Genomic DNA, 18115 nt, shown 5'->3' on the forward strand with positions numbered 1-18115 from the left:
ACACATTTTTCTATGGATCATGCCTCTTTGGGTAACGACTGTTCCGAGCATTTCGCGGCGCGGGTGCAGGAGCTCTATACCGCCCGTGGTGCGGAGCAACCACACCTCGCTATCGGTGGCAATGGCAGCCGTGTTGCATTCGGGTTGCCCGCTGATCTCTCCCTCGCGCTTGGCGAACACCGCGGTGTCGTCGATTACCAGCCAGAAGAGCTTACCTTGCGCGCCCGCGCCGGTACGCCACTGAGTGAACTGGAAGTGTTACTTGCGCAGCATAATCAGAGTTTTGCCGCAGAAATGCCGCAGCCTACTACACAGAGCACTCTTGGCGGCGCCATCGCCACCGGCTGGGATGGACCCGGGCGTGCATTTGGTATGTCTCTGCGTGACAGCGTACTGGGCTGCCGGTTGATCAATGGGCGCGGCGAAATTATTAACTTTGGCGGGCAGGTGATGAAAAACGTGGCGGGCTATGACCTGGCACGCCTGCAAGTGGGTGCACTGGGTACCCTGGGTGCGATTCTGGATGTGACCTTGCGTTTGCAGCCCCGTGTTGAGGACACGGCTTCGGTCAGCTTCAGTGTGAATGCGGGCGCATTGTCGCAGTGGTGGCAGCGCACGCGCTCCTTGCGCCCGTTGATTTCCGGAACCTGTTATCTGGATGGGCGGCTGTACTTGCGTATCAGTGGTCGCGCCGTTGCCGTGCAGGACTTGCTCGCGCAATTGGGTGGAGACATTACTGGTTTCGACTGGTCAGCTCTGGCGAATTTGCAGCTGCCATTTTTTTGCAGTGAGCGGCTCGCGTGTGTGCATTTGCCCCGGTACGCAGAACTACCTGTGGGTGCAGGGCAGGCGCTTGTTGAATGGGAAGGTGCGCGGGTCTGGGTGCGCGAGGGTGATCATCATGCTCTCTCTCGTGAGGCCGCCCGCCTGGGTGGGTTTGTGCAGGTTTTGCGTGGGCCAGCTGTTCCATCTCAGGTCGACGCGCCCGGCTGGCACCGCGCCCTGCGCAACGCGCTCGATCCGCGGGGGCTGTTCAATCCGGGGCTATTCCATTCGCGGTTTTGCACCAGTGAAGGCGAAACGGGACGAGAGTATACGGGGGCGGGCCGTTAATGCAGGTCAATCTTATAGAAGGGCTTCTGGAAGGGCGTGAAAAGCAGCGTGCGGAGCAGGTGCTGAATGCCTGTGTGCACTGCGGATTTTGTACTGCCACTTGCCCTACCTATTTGCAGGGCGGTAACGAGCTGGACAGTCCCCGTGGGCGCATCTACCTGATCAAGGAGATGCTGGAGCAGGGCACGGCGACAGCGGCCACGCGCATGCACCTGGATCGTTGCGTGACCTGCCTCAGTTGCGAGACCACCTGTCCGTCCGGAGTGGAGTATCACAAGCTGGTGGCGATCGGTCGCAGCACCAGTGAGCGCCTCGCTCCCCGAGGTCCTGGGCAAAAACTAGTGCGCTGGGGACTGCGCAACCTGCTGGTGACCCGAGGACTCTTCTCGGGCCTAATCTGCTTGGGCCGATGGTTCTCTGCATTGCTGCCGGCGCGGATCAAGCGAGTGTACTATCCGCCACAAAAACCTGCGGTGCATACATCAACTCCCGTGCTGACTGCCACTGGCACACCCTCAGTCCTCCAGGCCGGCATGGTGCTGCTCGTGCGCGGTTGTGTGCAGCCCTCACTGCGGCCGGAGACCGATGCTGCGCTGAAAACAATATTGCGGCACTGCGACGTACCGGTATGCACGAGCGCTGTGGCCAGCTGCTGTGGTGCCGCGAGTTTTCATACCAGTGGCGAAGAGCAGGCGCGGGACCTGGCGCGCAGCAATATCGATGCATGGTGGCGGCTTTATGAGCGCCAGCAGGGCGAGAGTGCGCCGCTGCGCGCCATTGTCTCCACGGCGTCCGGGTGCGGCGTTCACCTGAAAGACTACCCGCACTTACTCGCAGACGACGTAGAGTATCGACAAAAAGCAGAGACCCTGGTCTCGTTGATGCGTGACCCGGTAGAGCTACTGGAGGCAGTATTTAGCGAATCTTTGCCTGACTTTGGCAATTCGCTGCAAGCGCAAAAACTGGTATTCCATTGCCCCTGTACGCTGCAACATGGGCAGGCGCTTCCCGGACGTGTGGAAGCGCTCCTGGCCAAGCTGGGGGTGACGCTGCCGCCGGTGGTCGACAGTCATCTATGCTGCGGCTCCGCAGGCACTTACTCGATCTTGCAACCCGGTATGTCCAAGCGTCTGCGCAACGAAAAACTGCAGCACCTGCAGGCGAGCAATCCGGAAACCATTGTCACCGCGAATATCGGTTGTCAGCTTCATTTGCAAGGCGGAACGGAAAAGCCGGTGCGTCATTGGCTAGAAATTCTGGCGGATGCACTACCGGCTTCCTGAGCACTTCGTCACATTACATCCCCGGGTTCCCGGAAACTTCGCACTTTCTTACCCCGCTATAGCCCTGACCGATAGCAGCCAACTGGTCGGGGATATTCCCAGGCGGTGTTATGGAGTTGTGATGCGATTTCCTCATTCGATTTCTTGAGAGTGCATTACCCCGTCTAACAATAATGTTTAACAGGTAATCACATGTCCTTGCGAAAATTACTCTTGCTTCCTGTCTTGGCCCTGGGGTCAATGCAGGCGGCTGCGTTATGTCCCGACAGTAGCAGTTTTGACCCCGAACTCGACTTCTGTGCCAATGAAGTGGATGTATTTGGTCCTTTCACCGGGCAGATGGTGGATGGCTGTGTCAGTTACGGTGGGGGGAGCGCCTGCACCAATACCTACATCTACCCGGTGCAGGGTACCGATATTCAGGTATTGCGCTGGTCGCGCTCCTTTGCACAGAACCTGCGCGGCACTGCTGACTGCCCGGTAGGCTCTGTGCGCTCTACAACGTATGGCAATCATTGCTTTGAGCAGGTATCCGGTGCAGAAAACAATGTCTATGGAAATTTCTCCCAAGCGGAAGTTGGCGCATGCCAGAGCCTGAACGGCGGCACCGCCTGCTTTACCAATCGCTGGTCTGCCAGTTTCTACCTTTCGGTAAAGGATGAGATGAATCAGCAGCCTCCCGGTGTGCTGACCAACAAGTTTGGTGCCTGGTTGTGGTATATCGATGAGCAGGGGCTTAATCGTACCCATACCCAGTTGGCAGATGAATTGGCAGCGCTGGGGGTAAAGCGTATTTTTATCAAAATCGCTGACGGTACCCAGAACTGTAATTTATTTGCGGATGCCTGTTCGTCTGCCACCACGAACATCTATAAGAGCCGCGGCATAGAGCCCTGGGCCTGGGCGTATAACTATCCGAATAATTACACCGCGCAGGCGGACGCGCTCTATTATGCGGCGCAGCATGGTTATGTGGGTTTTGTTTCCGATGTGGAAGTGGAGTTCAATAACACCACCACGGCGTTACACAACCTGTTCCAGGCATTCACCGATGCGCGCACAGAAGCGCAGGGGGCCGGATTCGCGGATAGCAGCTTTGCTATTGGTGCGACGACCTGGGGCAACCCGGCTGATCAGGGTATGAATGTGGGGATCATTGATCAGTACGTGGACTTCCATATGCCGCAAACCTATGTGGAGGTCTGGGGCTCCAGTTATATGGCAGACCCCGCGTACTGGATTGAAGTCGGTGATTGCGAGTATCGCCAGCTGGGGGCACAGAAGCCCATTTGGCATATCGTCTCCACCGAATACGACCAGATCACGCCGGCACAGATCGAGGCCTTTATGTCTGCCGCAGGCCCCAACACCAGTATCTGGCGTGTGCCGGGCGGCTCTGTACCCCAGGCGGTGTGGAGCGATTGGGGAAATGTGAACTGGGCGCGCACAAACTTTACGCCCGGCAATTGCAGTGCTGGTAACAACGACCTCACCGATCGGTTAGACGGCGCCGGTGACCCGCCGCCACCGCCGCAACAGGTATCCATCCCCTACTGGAATCAGCTTAATAACAACTACGATCCGTATGGCACCTGCTCTGTCACTTCTCTGGCCATGATCACCGACTATTTTGGTATTACAGACCCCGACGATAACGGTCGCTCTCCGGACTATATCTATGAGCGCTTCAATGGCGTGCTGCAAACAGTGGCAGCATTGAAAAATGGGTTTAATACCCTCGCGCAAGAAGCGGGTAGTCCGATTCGCAATGTAGGGAAGGAAAACGGCACTATTGCCGAACTTCGCAGTCTGGCATCACAGGGAATCCCCACGATTATCCACGGCTGGTTTACCCAACCCGGGCACATCATGGTGGTGACTGGGTTCGACGGCGAGTACTACACTGTGAATGACCCGTTTGGACGCTGGAACCTGCAGAAATGGGGCAGCTACGACACCAGTGTGTCCGGGGAGGGGCAGCGCTACCCGAAAGACGCGTTTGAGTATGCGATCAATGACAATGGCACCGGAGATGACCTTTGGATTCATATCTTTGAGTAACGGTTTACCATAAAATCATTGTACATTTCTACACCGGGGTAGCGTTCGCTGCTCCGGTTTTGACGTTGAAGGGACAATGAAAGGACAATGAAAGGACAGGGAAATACATTATGTCTAGTTTGAATGGGGAATCCGTTTTCAACAGGCTACCGCATCGGTCAATACGTTCGGTGAGTGCCGGTTTCCTGGTGACCAGCGCGTTATTGTTTGGTGGTTGCTCGCCACCGGGTTCAGAATCTTCGACAGATGTTTCCGTTGCGGATAGTGCGACGACTTTGAGTGAAACATTGGAATCAAAGTCATCCCTTGATGTACAAACCGAGCAGCTCGACAGCTATTTCGATGCGCTCGAGCAACATCAGCGCTGGTTGGGGTCTGTCGTTTTGATGGTGGGCGGCGAAGTCGTTTACCAGCGTACTCTACAGGCACCGGATACAACAGAAGCTGTACAGGGTGAACCGCAGCATCCGGTTTATCATATTGGTTCCATCACCAAGTCCTTCACCAGCACATTGGTCATGCAGCTGGTGGAAGAGGGCAAAATCTCTCTCCAAGACACGGTCGATCGCTGGTACCCGGGTATAGCGAACGCTCCCAAAATTACCATCGAGTATTTGCTAACTCATCGCAACGGCTTGGAAAACTTTACCGATCGGGAAGATTACTTTTCGTATTATACGGAGTCTATGGATAAGGCGCGCCGGCTAGCGTTACTGGAATCTTTATCGAAAGAATTCGAGCCAGGTGATCAACAGAAGTACAGCAACACTGGCTATATGCTGCTGGGAATGATTGCCGAAGAGGTTACCGGCAAGCCGTTCTCAGTGATGTTGCAAGAGCGCATTGCGGCACCTCTGGACATGGCTTTCACGTTTTACCCCGTTGACCGAGGTAGCGAAAGCCAAGGAAAAATACATTCCTCTCTCTTTCCTTCGTACCGCTGGCAGGGTGCCTGGGAAACCGCACCCTACACGGACCCATCTGTTCCTGGCGGCGCTGGAGCCATGGTGTCCACACCCAGTGAAGTGGCAAGCTATTTTCGCTCGCTCATGCGGGGCAATGTCCTGGGCGAATCATCACTCAAGGTTCTTATGCCTCTAGAGGGGAAATTGGGCGCCGGAATCCTTGAGTTTCCGTATTACGAGCGGAAGGGCTATGGGCACAATGGCAAGATTGACGAGTATGCATCAGTAGCGGGTTATTTCCCCGACGGCGACGTGGCATTTGCAGTCTTCTCTAATGGTAGCCGAGTGAGCAATAACGATATCAATATTGCGCTGCTGGCAGCAGCCTATGGTGATCCCATTAAGATTCCGAATTTCACACTGGCTCCGAGCGTCGAGCAAACTGCTGCACTTGCCGAGGAAATCTCTGGACTTTATCGCAGTGACTATATGCCTTTGGAGATAGCGCTTTTTGTTGAAGAGGGGCAGTTGTTTGGCCAGGCAACTGGGCAAAGCAAGTTTCCACTGACGGCCAGTTCCGCCAGTGAATTTGAGTTCGCTCCCGCGGGTATCGTATTAGAGGTCACAGATAAAGATCATTTCACGCTCCACCAGGGTGGTGGTTCAACCCCGTTTGTCCGGAAGTAAGACATTATCCTGAGCAGCTGAATTCACTCTAATCACTTTGCAGCGCCTCAATTGGATTGAGGCGCGATGCCTTCACCGCGGGATAAACCCCAAACAAAAGCCCAATCACTGCGCACACAGTGAATGACAGCAGTATGGCCTGCAGCGACCAGGAAATCGCCCAGCCGGCATAAAGCGCAATGATCTCTGACAGGATCACGCCGAAGATAATGCCCAGCAGGCCGCCCAGAATGGCAATAGTGAAACTTTCGACCAAGTACTGGTTTCGGATGTCCTTTTGCGTTGCGCCTACGGCACGCAGCAGGCCGATCTCTCGGGTGCGTTCCAGTACGGTTGCCAGCATGATATTCATGATGCCGATTCCGCCCACCAGCAGTGAGATGCCGGCGACACAAGACATGACGATATTGAAGATGGTCTGGGTTTCCATTTTCTGTGCCATCAGTGCTGCTGGTACGACTAGCTCATAATCGTCGACATTATTGTGCCGCCGGTCGAGAAGATGTGCGATGGCCCGGGCAGCCTGTTGTGCATCGCTTTCCGGTATGAGTTCGAACTTGAGTTCAGTAACTTCCGGTGCCAGTTTCTTTTGGGAAAAGCGCTGGGTTGCTGTAGCGAAGGGGATAAATATCTGCTCGCGCTCGCTGCCCAGTTGCACCCCCTCGAAATTGGAATCCTGAACAAATGGCGAATCCAGAACACCGACGACTTCGAACCAGAGGTGGTTAATTTTGATCTGGTTACCGAGGGCATTACCCGCGGGGAATAGTTGTCGAGCGACTTCTTCGCCTAGTACTGCCACCTGAGTAAGATTCTGTGTGTCCTGATCTTCGAACAGCCTGCCTCCGGCGAGCTGGAATGGCGTCAATTGAAAATATTCCGGGGTCACCCCGGTGGCAGTCGCGGTACTTTTACCGGTAGCGCTGAATACGGCGTAGGTATCAATGGCCCGCTGTGCGGCTACTGATTTTATGAAGGGCAGGGTGCTAAGGGCGGCTTCAGCATCCCGCAGGCTGAGACCGCTGGTCTGCTTGCGTTGCTCGTACAGGTCCTCATTGTCTAGGTCTGTGCTTTTGACGATGAGGTTATTCAGCCCCATGGTTTCGATCATTCTCAGGGCTTCCTGCTCCGCACCCTTGCCGATATTCAGCATGGCGATAACGGCACCCACACCAAAAATCATACCTAGCAGGGTCAACAGCGTGCGCAGTTTGTGCTGGGAGAGCTCGGCGAGCGCTTCGCGAAACGTGACCAGTAATGCGCGCAGATCACTTCGCAGTACGGAGAGGTGATGCTTCCCTGCCATTGAGGATATGGCGCGGGCAGGTTCTGTCGTAGTTCGCATGGTTTTCGCTGTGCTGATTGAATGTTGCGCGTGTTGCGATGTGGGAATCTGTGTGGCCCTGGTCACCTTTCTAGGGCCCGCTCCGGGCTCTGTTTATGGCGCCAGTGTGGTATTCACCTCAAACAGTGCAATCTGATCACCACTGGAGAGCCCATCGGTAATTTCTACGTGTGTCGATGTGCGAGTGCCTACCGTGACTGCCTGTCGGCGGAATTCACCATCACTAAAGCGCTGCACGAAGTTGCCGATGCGATCCTGGAACAGGCTTTGAGCGGGTATTTCGAGCCGTTTCGCGGCTGAACTCACCTGAATACGTGCGCTGACACTGCGGCCAAGTTTGAAGAGTGCCGGTTGCTGCTCAGCGAGTTGCAGTAAAACCTCGTAGTACTTCAGTGGGTTACCGCGTTCGATTGTGGAGGGGGCTTGGCTCACTTCCGCGACGGTTGCCTCGAAATGCTGTTCCGGCAGCGAATCCAGCCATAGCGTAGCGGGTTGCCCGGCGGACAGGCCGGTGGCTTCGCGATCGGCGACGTACAGGCGGGCCTGCATTTGGCGAATATCCGGCAGGTCGCCGACCTTGCGGCCCGGCCAGATTTGCGTCCCTACTTGGGGTTTATCGCCGCGCCAGTTCGCTTCGTAGGTCAGGAGCCCGTCGTGGGGGGCCTGGATTTCCAGCGCGGATAACCCTTCGTTCAGCCGCTGTAGTTTTTCCCGGTGCTTGCTTTCCTGACTGGAGAGCACATCGATTTCGCCCTTGGCGGTCTCCACAAAACGGCCTTTTTGCCAACTGAGGAAATCCAGCTTTTCACCGAGGTAGCGGGTGTCCAACTGGTCGTCGAGAATCTCCAGGCGAGACTTGATGCGCTCATCATCTACGGTAAAACGCTCGGCAAAGCCTTTTTCAGCTGCCACTTGCTGAATATCTTGCAGCACCTTGTTCTGATCGGAATCCAGTGCGCCTTTCTTCTCGCGCAGGTCCTGCAGTGATAATGCCAGTTCACCCTCGGCCTCGCGCTTGTCTACCTGCATACGCTCACCGCCAAACCGCACGATTACCTCGCCCTTCTTTACCCTGGAGAACTCTGGCGCGAGCCAGGCGATAAATTTGGGCGGGCCGGAGACGGGCGCAGTGATGACGGTAGACTGGGTCGCTTCAAGCTCGCCATGGGCAGGCACAAAAACCGCCTGCTCTCTTACCGACACCGTGTGTAGCAGCTGTGACTGCGCGGGTTTACTGCAGCCGGTATGAACACCCACGGTCATCGCAAGGGCGGCCAGCATGAGTTGTGTAATAATCGGGGATCCTAAACGTGGAGTCACTGGCTTGCCTCCGCGAGTGCCGGATTCTGCGTGGTTTCATCCCGCTCTGCTACAAGACTGTCCGGGAGGTTGATGGCCGCAGTCATCCCTGGTCTCAGTGTCTCTCCATCAGTCTCAACGGTAACCAGCATGTCGATTACTCTGCGGCGATCCCCGCGGGCACGGTCGCGCACTACGATCCCGAGTTCGGCGACGGTACCGACAAGGCTGTTGCCTGCAATGCCATCCAGGACGACGTCGACCGCTACACCTTGAGCGAAGCGTGTTTTGTCCGCTTCGTCAATTTGCGCGCGTAGTTGCATCTGACTGAGATCGGATATTTCCAGCACCGGTTGGCCGAATCGAATGGAGTCACCTTCGGAGGGTTTTTCTCCCTCCCAGTTGGGGATGTATTGCACCAGGCCGGCGATACTGGCGTGGACCTTGAGCTTGTCGACTTCCGCCTGCAGTGCCTGAGTTTCCTGCTCCAGCCGCTCCACCTTGCGCTCGGCGAGTGAAATGTTCAGGGCACCGGTCTTGCGATGTAGTTTTGCCAAGGCGCGGGCAAGAGCAAGATCATTTTCAGCCACTTTAAAATCAATTTGCGCTTTACGACGCTCATTGCGTGACATGGACTGGTCGAGGATTTCCGCCTTGCGCCGTGCCTTTTCAAACTCAGCGCGTTTTTCCTCAACCGCCAGCGTATCATCCCGCTGGGTGCGACTCTCTTGCAGCTGGACATTTTCCAGCTCGCTGCGCGCTTGCTGTAGCTCTGCCTGCTTGTCTCGAAGGTTGTCACGTACCGGTTTGTCATCAAAGGCAACCACAAGATCACCTTCGGCCACATGGGTGTTCTCCGCGACCATCGTCTTGATGTTGTAATTCCACATACGGGTAATTGACGGTGGTGCCACTTTGACTGCGCGACTGGCCTCAAGCTCGCCGGTGATCGTGAGCGCTGCGGTGCGCTGCCCCGAAGCAGGAGCGGTGGCCTGTGGCGAGGAATCTGCGCAACCAACCGCAATCAATGCCACCATTGCGGACAGCAGTAACCGGCGTGAGCAGGGGAATAGAATTAGTGCATGTGCGCTGGAAATCATTCTGGAGACTCCAGTTCAATACGAGCGCCCATCCCCGGTAACAGTTGAAACGGTGCGGGTTGATCGAGAGTGAATTCCATCTGATAGAACAGTCCCGGACCCCAGTCGTGCAATTTCTGGGGCTGTGTGGCGATATGACTGAGGCTAACTTTGAGTGGATGTCGCTGGTACGCATCGAAAACAAGCTGTCCGCGCATCTCTGGTTGCACTCGATCCGCATCTACCTCGTGTAGCCAGGATTCTATGTAGAGGTCCTGCAGGGAAGGAATTTCTGCGATTACCCACGAAGGTTGCGCGGTCATGCCCACAAATACCCGCTCACCATTCCAGGGATGCTTGCCGTAAATAACCGGGCCTTTCCGTTCTGCTTGCAGGCTCATGGCCGCGAGGCGCTGCTCCAACAAAGACACTCGGTCTTTGGAGCGCTCGATCTGAATACGTTGTTTACGCAGCGCGACATCCCGCGCGAGCTTTGCCTGCGCCAGTGTCTCGGCGGCTTTCTCGACGCTGGCTTTAGCCTCGATAACCTTGACCTGGTAGGACTCGTGTTCGAACTGGCTCAGATACTGGCGCGGTATACCTGCATCGATCTGTGCTTTCTCCAGCAGCAGCTGCTCGCGCTCCAGCGCGTATTCCGCCTCGAGTACCGTTTGCGCATGCTTGCTGGTCTCCTGCTGGAGTTTCTCTTCTGCGGTAATCAACGCGACGTTCTCGCTGTTGATCTGCCCCTGCAGGGCAGCGCCATCAAATACCGCGACGATATCGCCAGGATTTGCTACCTGACCCTCCGGCATCAACCACTGTAGCTCCACACGCCAGTTGTCAGTCATGGGGGCGATGAACTGTTGGCTGTTGCGGGCACGGACTTCGCCGGAAAGAAGCAGCGGGCTGCTATTGGCTAGCACTGTCGCTGACACCATGCAAAAAGCGGCGGCCAAGGGGAGTAGGGTGTGGGTCAGACGGTGCATCGTGAATCCTCCACCACGACGCCGTCGCTCATACGGATAACCCGCTGTGCGTGCTCGGCGATTTCCGCTTCGTGGGTGACCATGACGATGGTCTGGCCCTCGCGGTGGAGTTCCTTGAGCAGCTCGAGAATTTCGAGGGACGTTTTACTATCGAGGTTGCCGGTGGGCTCGTCGGCGAAAATTACCTTGGGGTTATTGATCAGTGCACGGGCTATGGCAACCCTCTGGCGCTGACCTCCAGACATTTCAAATGGCTTGTGTTCAAGGCGGTGTCCCAGTCCAACACGTTCCAGCATGGTGCGGGCGCGCTCTTTTGCGATCACCTCGTCCACCTGACCGTAACGCAGGGGCAGCATCACATTGCGCATGGCACTGAGCCGCGGTAGTAGGTGGAAGGTCTGGAAGATAAACCCGATATGTTGATTGCGCAGTGACGATAGGTCATCGTCACTGAAGCTGCCAATGGCGCGTCCATCCAGCAGGTAATCACCACTACTCTGCTGATCGAGACAGCCGAGAATGTTCATCAGGGTCGACTTGCCCGAGCCGGAGGCGCCCATGATCGCAACAAACTCATTACGTTCTATATCGAGCGACACACCGGCAAGCGCGGTGACGCGCACATCGCCATCACCGTAATGTCTGGTGAGATTTCGTAATGTGATCAAGCGATTCCCTGCCGGATATTATTGTTCGTGAAGCGACCACCGGAATGTCGTGCCGGTAAAATTGGTTGCCGGACTATACTGCCAGTTCTTCGTCGGTCTGCACAACACTCGAGACGCTTTGGCTGGCTTTGGTCTGGCGCACATTTTCGATGGCCCGCCGCAGGAATCCGCTGGCCTGAGACAGGGCGGTCTCGGCTGGCCCTCGTTCCAGACCACTTAGAATCATCATAATGGCGAGCTTGGCGTTGTGATCGCATTTGCTTAAGACGCGATCGGCCTCCTCAAGGTCTACTCCGGTGGCCTCCATAACAATACGACGTGTGCGGCTCACCAGTTTTTCGTTGGTTGCTTTCACATCGACCATCAGGTTGTAGAAGCTCTTGCCGATGCGGATCATACTGGCGGTCGTCAGCATGTTCAGTACCAGCTTCTGCGCGGTGCCGGCTTTCATGCGGGTGGAGCCGGTGAGAATTTCCGGGCCGACTTCCGGGAGGATGGCGATTTCCGCCTCAGCGGCGATGGCCGCGGTTTTATTGCACGACAGCGCAACGGTGGTGCAGCCCAGCGCGCGGGCGTATCGCAGGCCGCCGATCACATAAGGTGTGCGTCCGCTTGCTGCAATCCCCACGACTACGTCATCCTTGCTGAGATTGATACCGCGCAAGTCTTCCCCGCCGAGGGTAAAGCTGTCTTCGGCTCCTTCTTGTGCCCGGTAAACCGCTTCTTCGCCACCGGCGATTAACGCCACCACCATATCCTCACTCACACCATACGTGGGCGGGCACTCTACGGCATCCAGAATTCCCAGTCGGCCACTGGTCCCCGCGCCCATATAGATCAGGCGGGCGCCGACTTTGAATGCCTCGGCAATAGCGTCCACCGCGCGAGCGATATGTGGCAGTTCCTGACTCACGGCTTCGGGTACTTCTCTGTCTGCGGCGTTTATTTTTTGCAGAATTTCTTCACTGGATAACAGGTCGATATCCAGCGTGTCTGGATTGCGAGCCTCACTGGCTAAGGTGGCCAGCTCATTGATAAGTTGTTTGTTCATGGCTTGATTGGACTCCAGTGTCTTCGCCGCAATGTGGTATAGCGTTGTTTTGTTATGCAACTTCTTATAGGGGCCAGGTAATAGAGGCTAGGTGCCTCGGAGTGGCTTTTTAAGGCTCCGAGAGGCTGGGCTGCGTGGCCGACTGCCTTGCCAGCATGCAGGCACCATCCAGGGCGGTGCCCAGCGGTGGTATTTGTCGTTGCTGGTGATCGGGGTGCAAATGCGGCCCCAGTTTGTCCGCAAGGCCTCCGAGAATCGCCAGGGGCAGGGCGTCGCCATCGCTTGCCATCTCGATTAAACGGTCTACCTCAGCGGCGGTTTTCGCGATTATTTCCCGGGCAATATGGCAATTGGGAAGGTGCGAAAACACGGTCGGGGCCAGTGCCGCATACTCTCTTGATCCTGCGTGCTGCAGCCAGGGAAGAATGCGAGAGCGATCCTCACCCACTTCGCGCATGATTTGCTGGCACAGTGCGCTCTTTGCCTGACCGTAACTATCCAGTTCCCACAACAGTGCGCGTACCAGGCTTTTGCCGATGGCGGCACCACTGCCTTCGTCGCCCACTGCGAGCCCCCAGCCACCAAATTGGCGAATCCTTCCATCTCTTCCGAGACGCATGGCGACGGAGCCGGTACCGATCGCGACCATGACTATGGGGGTGCCGGCACCTGCGCCCAGCAGCGAAGTCCGGGCATCGGAGGTGATCTCTACATTCAGAAACCCCAGCGCACTCAGGCGCTGCTGCAGCTGTTTGGCGGAGCTCGGGTTCCCGGCTCCCGCCACACCGCAAGCCAGGTGCACACAATTTGGCTGGATATTCCGTCGTGCGAGGATTTGTCGTGTGATCCCAACGATATTGTTGATGGCACCGTCCAGATCCTGAGTGAGGGAACTGGCACCGGATTTCAACGTGATGGCATTGCCATCCGGGCTCTCCAGCCGTGCCAGTGTCTTGGTGCCACCACCGTCTATCCCTAGAAAATATGCACTCATCATTTGCCTGCCTTGCTATTCCTTAGCCAGCATCGGGTTGAATTTGTTTGGAGTCAGTCGGGTTTTCGGCCCTCGCTTTCGCCAGTTCCTGTGTTGCTTCTTCGGGGATCGGCTTGCCGAGGTTACACACGGCGAATGAAACCAGGGTGCCGAGGCAAAGCTGCCAGGGGAATGCAATTACCAGGGGCTGCTCGTTCCCCGTGAGCATGGTGATCATCCAGGGTTGCTGCAACAGAGTGACGAGGAATCCCATTGCCAGGGCCCAGCCCACACTCCGGGCATTTCCGCGAGCGGTAAACAGTGCGGTGAAAAATACACCCAGCAAGCCGGAGTAGGCGAAGACCATTACCGACAGTGCAAACGTAATCAAGGGCAGATCGCTGATCTGCTGCCAGAAAAAGCACAGGATTGCCATGCCGCCCAGTGCACTGGCCACGATCGCCATGCCCCAGCGTCCTGCACGCACAAAGTGGGCGTCGGACTTGTTGATGTTGCGCTCCCGCAACCAGTGCCGGTAAATATCCTCGGTGAGAACACTGGCCATGGAATTCAGGCTGGAATTCAGGGTAGAAAGCGCAGCTGCGATAACGCCGATAGTGACGAGGCCACGGAGGCCTGCAGGCATTTCATGCAGGACGTAGTGCATGAAAACAGTGATATCCCCACCTGTTGGTTCGGATACGGCGGCTCCGGCCATCAATTGCGGATTCTGGTAAAAGATATGCAGCAGCAGCCCGATGCCCATAAAAACGGCCATTACCGGCACCACCATCATCACGGAATAGAGCACTGCACGCGCGCCATCACGGGCCGTTTTACAGGTGAGAATACGCTGGGTCACGTCCTGATCGAGGCCGAAAGCGGCGATGTTCAGCAGCACGAAGCCTGTGAGTGTTGCCCACAAGTTGAATGGGTCGCTGAGATTCCAGCTGGTATCCACCAGTGCGAGTTTGGAAGTGCCGCCATCTTGTGGTGTACTCAGTGCGGACAGAATTTGCCCCATATCGGCGGGAATCTGCGCGAGTAATACCGCCACAACTGCAAGGGCCGCACTGACATATACCATGCACTGGATCACATCGCTCTGGATCACCGAGCGCACGCCACCGATCAGTGTTTGCAGCAAACCTGCGGCGGTCAGCAGCACCACGGCGGTGATAACATGGTCGGCGGCGATGTCGTTAAACAGGATCATCGACACCGCGATTGCGGCCATGTACAGGCGAGCACCACTGGCAAAGACACGGCCGAGAAGATAGATACTTCCTGCTCGACGCTTTGCTTTTCCGCCGTAGCGAGATTGCAGTAATTCATAAACGGTGGTTACGCGGCTGGAGTAAAAGCGGGGAATCAATAGCCGCGCAACAATGATGGCGGCGATGATCGCGCCCACATTAGTGAACAGATAGGTGAGATCTCCGCGGTATCCCAGGTCGGGTCCGCCGAGGAAAGTGGCCGCGGACTGGGTGGTGGCGAGGGTGGAAATGGCGACCATCCACATCGGCATGCTGTTATGCGCGAGAAAGTAGTCGCGGCTATCTTTTGAGCGGCTTTGGCTGAAGAACCACGCGGATACGACCAAAATTGCCAGGTAAAGCGCGAAAATTCCCCAGTCCAAGCCGGTAAACTGCAGTTCCATCCGTTAACACCCAATTGATTCCCCAGCCGCTTTCGGTGCTGGATAATTATTTATTCCAGTTATTCTGCACAATTGTTATCATTTATTCTTATGAGGTGCAAAGCATTTTCCATCGGTGGCACCGATAGTGTTAACCTGATTGCTATTCCAAGCGTTCGATCATGGGCCCGGTTTGAGGGCGCTTTTCACTTTTCTCGCATTGAAACTCGCTACGTCAAAAAAGGCCGCAGTTATGGGATCCCTGGCTAAAATCCGCGCTATGCGCGACTCGATGTCAAACCACGAGCGGCGGATTGCCGACTTTCTTCTGGAGAACGTGGAAATAGTGCGCTCGCACTCTTCCAAGTCACTGGCCGAGCAGGTTGGCGTTTCGCAGTCGAGCGTGGTGAAGTTCAGCCAGAAGCTTGGCTATCGGGGGTACTCTGACTTCAAGTTATCGCTGAGTGAGTCCGTGGCGCGTTCCGCCATGCTACCGCAGGCGATTCATGGCGACATTGCATCCGATGACGACCTGGCGACGGTCGCCCAGAAGTTGATCAGCCGGAAAAACATTGCCCTGAACGAAACGGTAATGGCGAACTCTGAACAGTCATTGGTCCAGTCAGCAGATGCACTGCGCAACGCCAAGCGTATTTTACTGTTCGGGGTAGGGGCCTCGTCATTGGTCGCGCGAGACGTTGCCTACAAGCTGATGAAGCTGGGGAAATCGGTTTTGATCGAGAGCGACACCCATGTGCAGGTGGCCAATGCGGCGACTTTGGGGCCGGGAGACCTGGTATTTGCTATTTCTGAGTCCGGCGTTACTCAGGAGGTGGTGCGGGTTGCGCAGGCCGGTGCGGCTCAGGGGGCCGATGTATTGACGCTGACGCGCTTTACCCGAAACCCGTTGACCGAGTTGAGCACCTTCAGCCTGTACTGTGTTGCCAATGAGTCAGAGGCACGCAGTTCCTCCATTCTCGCGCGAACTGCACAATTTATGATCACGGATCTTCTGTTTATTCTTATCTCGCAAAAAGACAATCAAGCCAACGAGCTCTTCGAACGCAGCCGCCAGGCCGTAAAAGTACTGCGGCAGCAAAGTTAGATAGCGAACCCAATAAATTTGCCACGCTTTCCCGAAGAGGGTTGATTTGTCTTTTTAGGAATAATATATTCCGTTTATTCGCGGAGTTTGTGATTATTCGTTTTTTCGAGAGAGCGAGTGTCCTGCGCTGCGAATCATTGTCTCGACCGCTTCGGGACCTTTCGTGGCGGTTGGAGGCAGTTCACCTTGTATTCCAATTCTGGTTTCCTCTTTGTTTGAATTGGCTTCGGGGGCCCTGGTGCCCCCGGTTTTTCTAATTCTCGCCTCATCCCACTTTCGCTATCCCAATCACTGCGTTGCGCCAGTGAGCAGCCCCATTTGCGGATTAGCGGTACTGTAGTTTGGCTTTACCCTGCCTTTGTTTTCCGCTGTAGAGTCCGGTGACAATGGAAATGAGCGCGCTGATTCCCAGTAACCAGCAATAGTGAATGCTCCCTGCCAGGGCGAGTGGTGAAACTTTTGCCAGGGACGATGCGAGTAAAACCTGCGCGCCATAAGGCAGTAATCCCTGCACCGTGCAGGAGTAGATATCCAGCAGGCTGGCGCTGCGACGGGGGTCGACGCCGTAACGTTCGGCCATGTCTTTGGCCAGCTGGCCCGTCAGTAAAATAGCAACGGTATTGTTCGCGGTGCAGACATTCGTCAGCGCCACGGCGGTACTGATTCCCAGCTCACCGGTTTTGCGACCGGGTTTTCCGCGGCTGCCGAACCGGCTGACCTGATCGATTTTTTGGCCCAGCCAGGCAAGTCCGCCACCGGCGCGCATCAAGGCACCTAGCCCACCGATCATCAGCGACAAAATCAGAATCTCCTGCATGCCCGTGTAGCCGGCATAAATGTCTTTGGAAAAGGACGCGATGGAATAGCCTGACTGCAACCCCAAGCCGATCGCGCCGGCCAGAATAATCCCGATAAATAGCACCAGCAGTACATTCACGCCGCTGACCGCCAGGACCAGCACCAGAATATAGGGCAGCACCCTTATCATCTCGTAGTCACCAGGCGCGGTAACCTGTGCGGTGGTGCCGGCAAAATATAGCCAGATTAATGCGATCATGGCTGCGGGCAGGGCGATTAGCAGGTTCATGCGGAACTTGTCCCGCATTTTTACCCCCTGGGTACGGGTGGCGGCGATGGTCGTATCGGAAATGATGGACAGGTTGTCGCCAAACATGGCCCCGCCCACCACGGTGCCGATGGTAAGTAGCATCGACAGTTCCGTCGCATCGCTGACGCCTACCGCGATAGGGGCGATAGCGGCGATAGTACCCATGGACGTGCCCATGGCGGTGGCGACAAATGCGGTGATCAGAAACAACCCGGGCAGGACAAGTGTCGGGGGAATTACGCTCAAACCGATATTCACCGTGGCATCCACACCGCCGACGGCCTTGGCAACACTTGCGAATGCACCGGCGAGCAGGTAGATCAGCACCATGGTGATGATGGTCGGGTCACCAACACCGTGAATAAAAGTGTCGATACGTCGGCTCAGCGACCCTTGTGCCAGCAGGATCCCCAGCGCGATTGCCGGCAGAATCGCCACCGGGGCGGAGACCTGATAAAACGCCATGTCTGTGCCCTGGGCCTGATACCAAAGGCCTGCACCTACAAATAGTGAGAGAAATAGCAGTAGGGGCAGCAGGGCAAGTGCTGATGGCGTGGGGGACGTGGCTGAAGCCGTGGCAGGGGATTGGTGAGTCATGGATACCGCTGTGACCGCATATTCTGGAGGGCTAGCGAGGGCACTTTGAGGTTGCTGCGCTAGTGGAAAGGGCGCGGATTCTAAACAGTATAGCTGGCGTCGGCTAATAACTTTGTGGCGAGGAAATTGCAGCGGTTGCTATAACCGCACAGGTGACACTCCGTTTAAATCGGGGTAAAACCCGAATTACAAACATTCAATAAACGTATCTTT

At 56.0% G+C, this 18115-nt stretch carries 14 protein-coding genes; 5 read left to right on the plus strand and 9 right to left on the minus strand.

The window, feature by feature from the left end; all coding sequences use genetic code 11:
- The first annotated feature begins 12 nt into the window (after positions 1–12).
- The 4 genes from LC059_RS12870 to LC059_RS12885 all read left to right on the plus strand — a co-directional run bounded on the left by LC059_RS12870 (position 13) and on the right by LC059_RS12885 (position 6049).
- Positions 13–1113, plus strand: coding sequence for an FAD-binding protein (locus tag LC059_RS12870; RefSeq protein ID WP_226704276.1), 1101 nt, complete (start codon positions 13–15; stop codon positions 1111–1113).
- Complete coding sequence (glcF, locus tag LC059_RS12875) at positions 1113–2396, plus strand: glycolate oxidase subunit GlcF (protein WP_226704277.1); 1284 nt, start codon at positions 1113–1115, stop codon at positions 2394–2396. Before LC059_RS12870 ends, glcF begins: the two co-directional genes overlap by 1 nt.
- Positions 2397–2588: 192 nt before the next feature.
- Positions 2589–4457, plus strand: coding sequence for a C39 family peptidase (locus tag LC059_RS12880; protein ID WP_226704278.1), 1869 nt, complete (start codon positions 2589–2591; stop codon positions 4455–4457).
- 110 nt (positions 4458–4567) lie between these two features.
- On the plus strand, positions 4568–6049 hold the full coding sequence (locus LC059_RS12885; RefSeq protein ID WP_226704279.1) for a serine hydrolase domain-containing protein: 1482 nt from the start codon (positions 4568–4570) through the stop codon (positions 6047–6049).
- Positions 6050–6077: 28 nt separating this feature from the next.
- Here LC059_RS12885 and LC059_RS12890 read toward each other — a convergent pair whose 3' ends face one another.
- From LC059_RS12890 to LC059_RS12925, 8 genes are all read right to left on the minus strand, one after another.
- Positions 6078–7394 carry an ABC transporter permease gene (locus LC059_RS12890; protein WP_226704280.1) on the minus strand — a complete coding sequence of 439 codons (1317 nt, stop codon included), beginning with the start codon at positions 7392–7394 and terminating at the stop codon, positions 6078–6080.
- A 93-nt stretch (positions 7395–7487) separates the two neighbouring features.
- On the minus strand, positions 7488–8714 hold the full coding sequence (locus tag LC059_RS12895; protein WP_226704281.1) for an efflux RND transporter periplasmic adaptor subunit: 1227 nt from the start codon (positions 8712–8714) through the stop codon (positions 7488–7490).
- On the minus strand, positions 8711–9793 hold the full coding sequence (locus LC059_RS12900) for an HlyD family secretion protein (RefSeq protein WP_226704282.1): 1083 nt from the start codon (positions 9791–9793) through the stop codon (positions 8711–8713). Before LC059_RS12900 ends, LC059_RS12895 begins: the two co-directional genes overlap by 4 nt.
- Complete coding sequence (locus LC059_RS12905) at positions 9790–10761, minus strand: HlyD family secretion protein (protein WP_226704283.1); 972 nt, start codon at positions 10759–10761, stop codon at positions 9790–9792. Before LC059_RS12905 ends, LC059_RS12900 begins: the two co-directional genes overlap by 4 nt.
- Positions 10749–11429, minus strand: a complete 681-nt coding sequence (locus LC059_RS12910; RefSeq protein WP_226704284.1) for an ABC transporter ATP-binding protein — start codon at positions 11427–11429, stop codon at positions 10749–10751. The genes LC059_RS12905 and LC059_RS12910 overlap by 13 nt, the downstream gene beginning before the upstream one ends.
- A 73-nt stretch (positions 11430–11502) precedes the next feature.
- On the minus strand, positions 11503–12480 hold the full coding sequence (gene murQ / locus LC059_RS12915) for an N-acetylmuramic acid 6-phosphate etherase (RefSeq protein WP_226704285.1): 978 nt from the start codon (positions 12478–12480) through the stop codon (positions 11503–11505).
- A gap of 109 nt (positions 12481–12589) precedes the next feature.
- Positions 12590–13477: a BadF/BadG/BcrA/BcrD ATPase family protein gene (locus LC059_RS12920; protein ID WP_226704286.1), complete on the minus strand. Its 888-nt coding sequence runs from the start codon at positions 13475–13477 to the stop codon at positions 12590–12592.
- Between the two features lie 19 nt (positions 13478–13496).
- The gene (locus LC059_RS12925) at positions 13497–15113 is read right to left on the minus strand and encodes a sodium:solute symporter (RefSeq protein ID WP_226704287.1); all 1617 of its coding nucleotides are present in this window, start codon (positions 15111–15113) and stop codon (positions 13497–13499) included.
- Positions 15114–15345: 232 nt separating this feature from the next.
- Between LC059_RS12925 and LC059_RS12930 the strand changes: the two genes are divergently transcribed.
- A complete protein-coding gene (locus tag LC059_RS12930; RefSeq protein ID WP_226704288.1) occupies positions 15346–16197 on the plus strand; it encodes an SIS domain-containing protein in 852 nt (283 codons plus the stop codon).
- A 325-nt stretch (positions 16198–16522) separates the two neighbouring features.
- Here LC059_RS12930 and LC059_RS12935 read toward each other — a convergent pair whose 3' ends face one another.
- Positions 16523–17902, minus strand: coding sequence for a Na+/H+ antiporter NhaC family protein (locus LC059_RS12935; RefSeq protein WP_226704289.1), 1380 nt, complete (start codon positions 17900–17902; stop codon positions 16523–16525).
- Positions 17903–18115: the final 213 nt, after the last annotated feature.

It is taken from the genome of Microbulbifer elongatus, from assembly GCF_020524885.1.
In the GTDB taxonomy this organism is placed as follows: domain Bacteria; phylum Pseudomonadota; class Gammaproteobacteria; order Pseudomonadales; family Cellvibrionaceae; genus Microbulbifer; species Microbulbifer elongatus_A.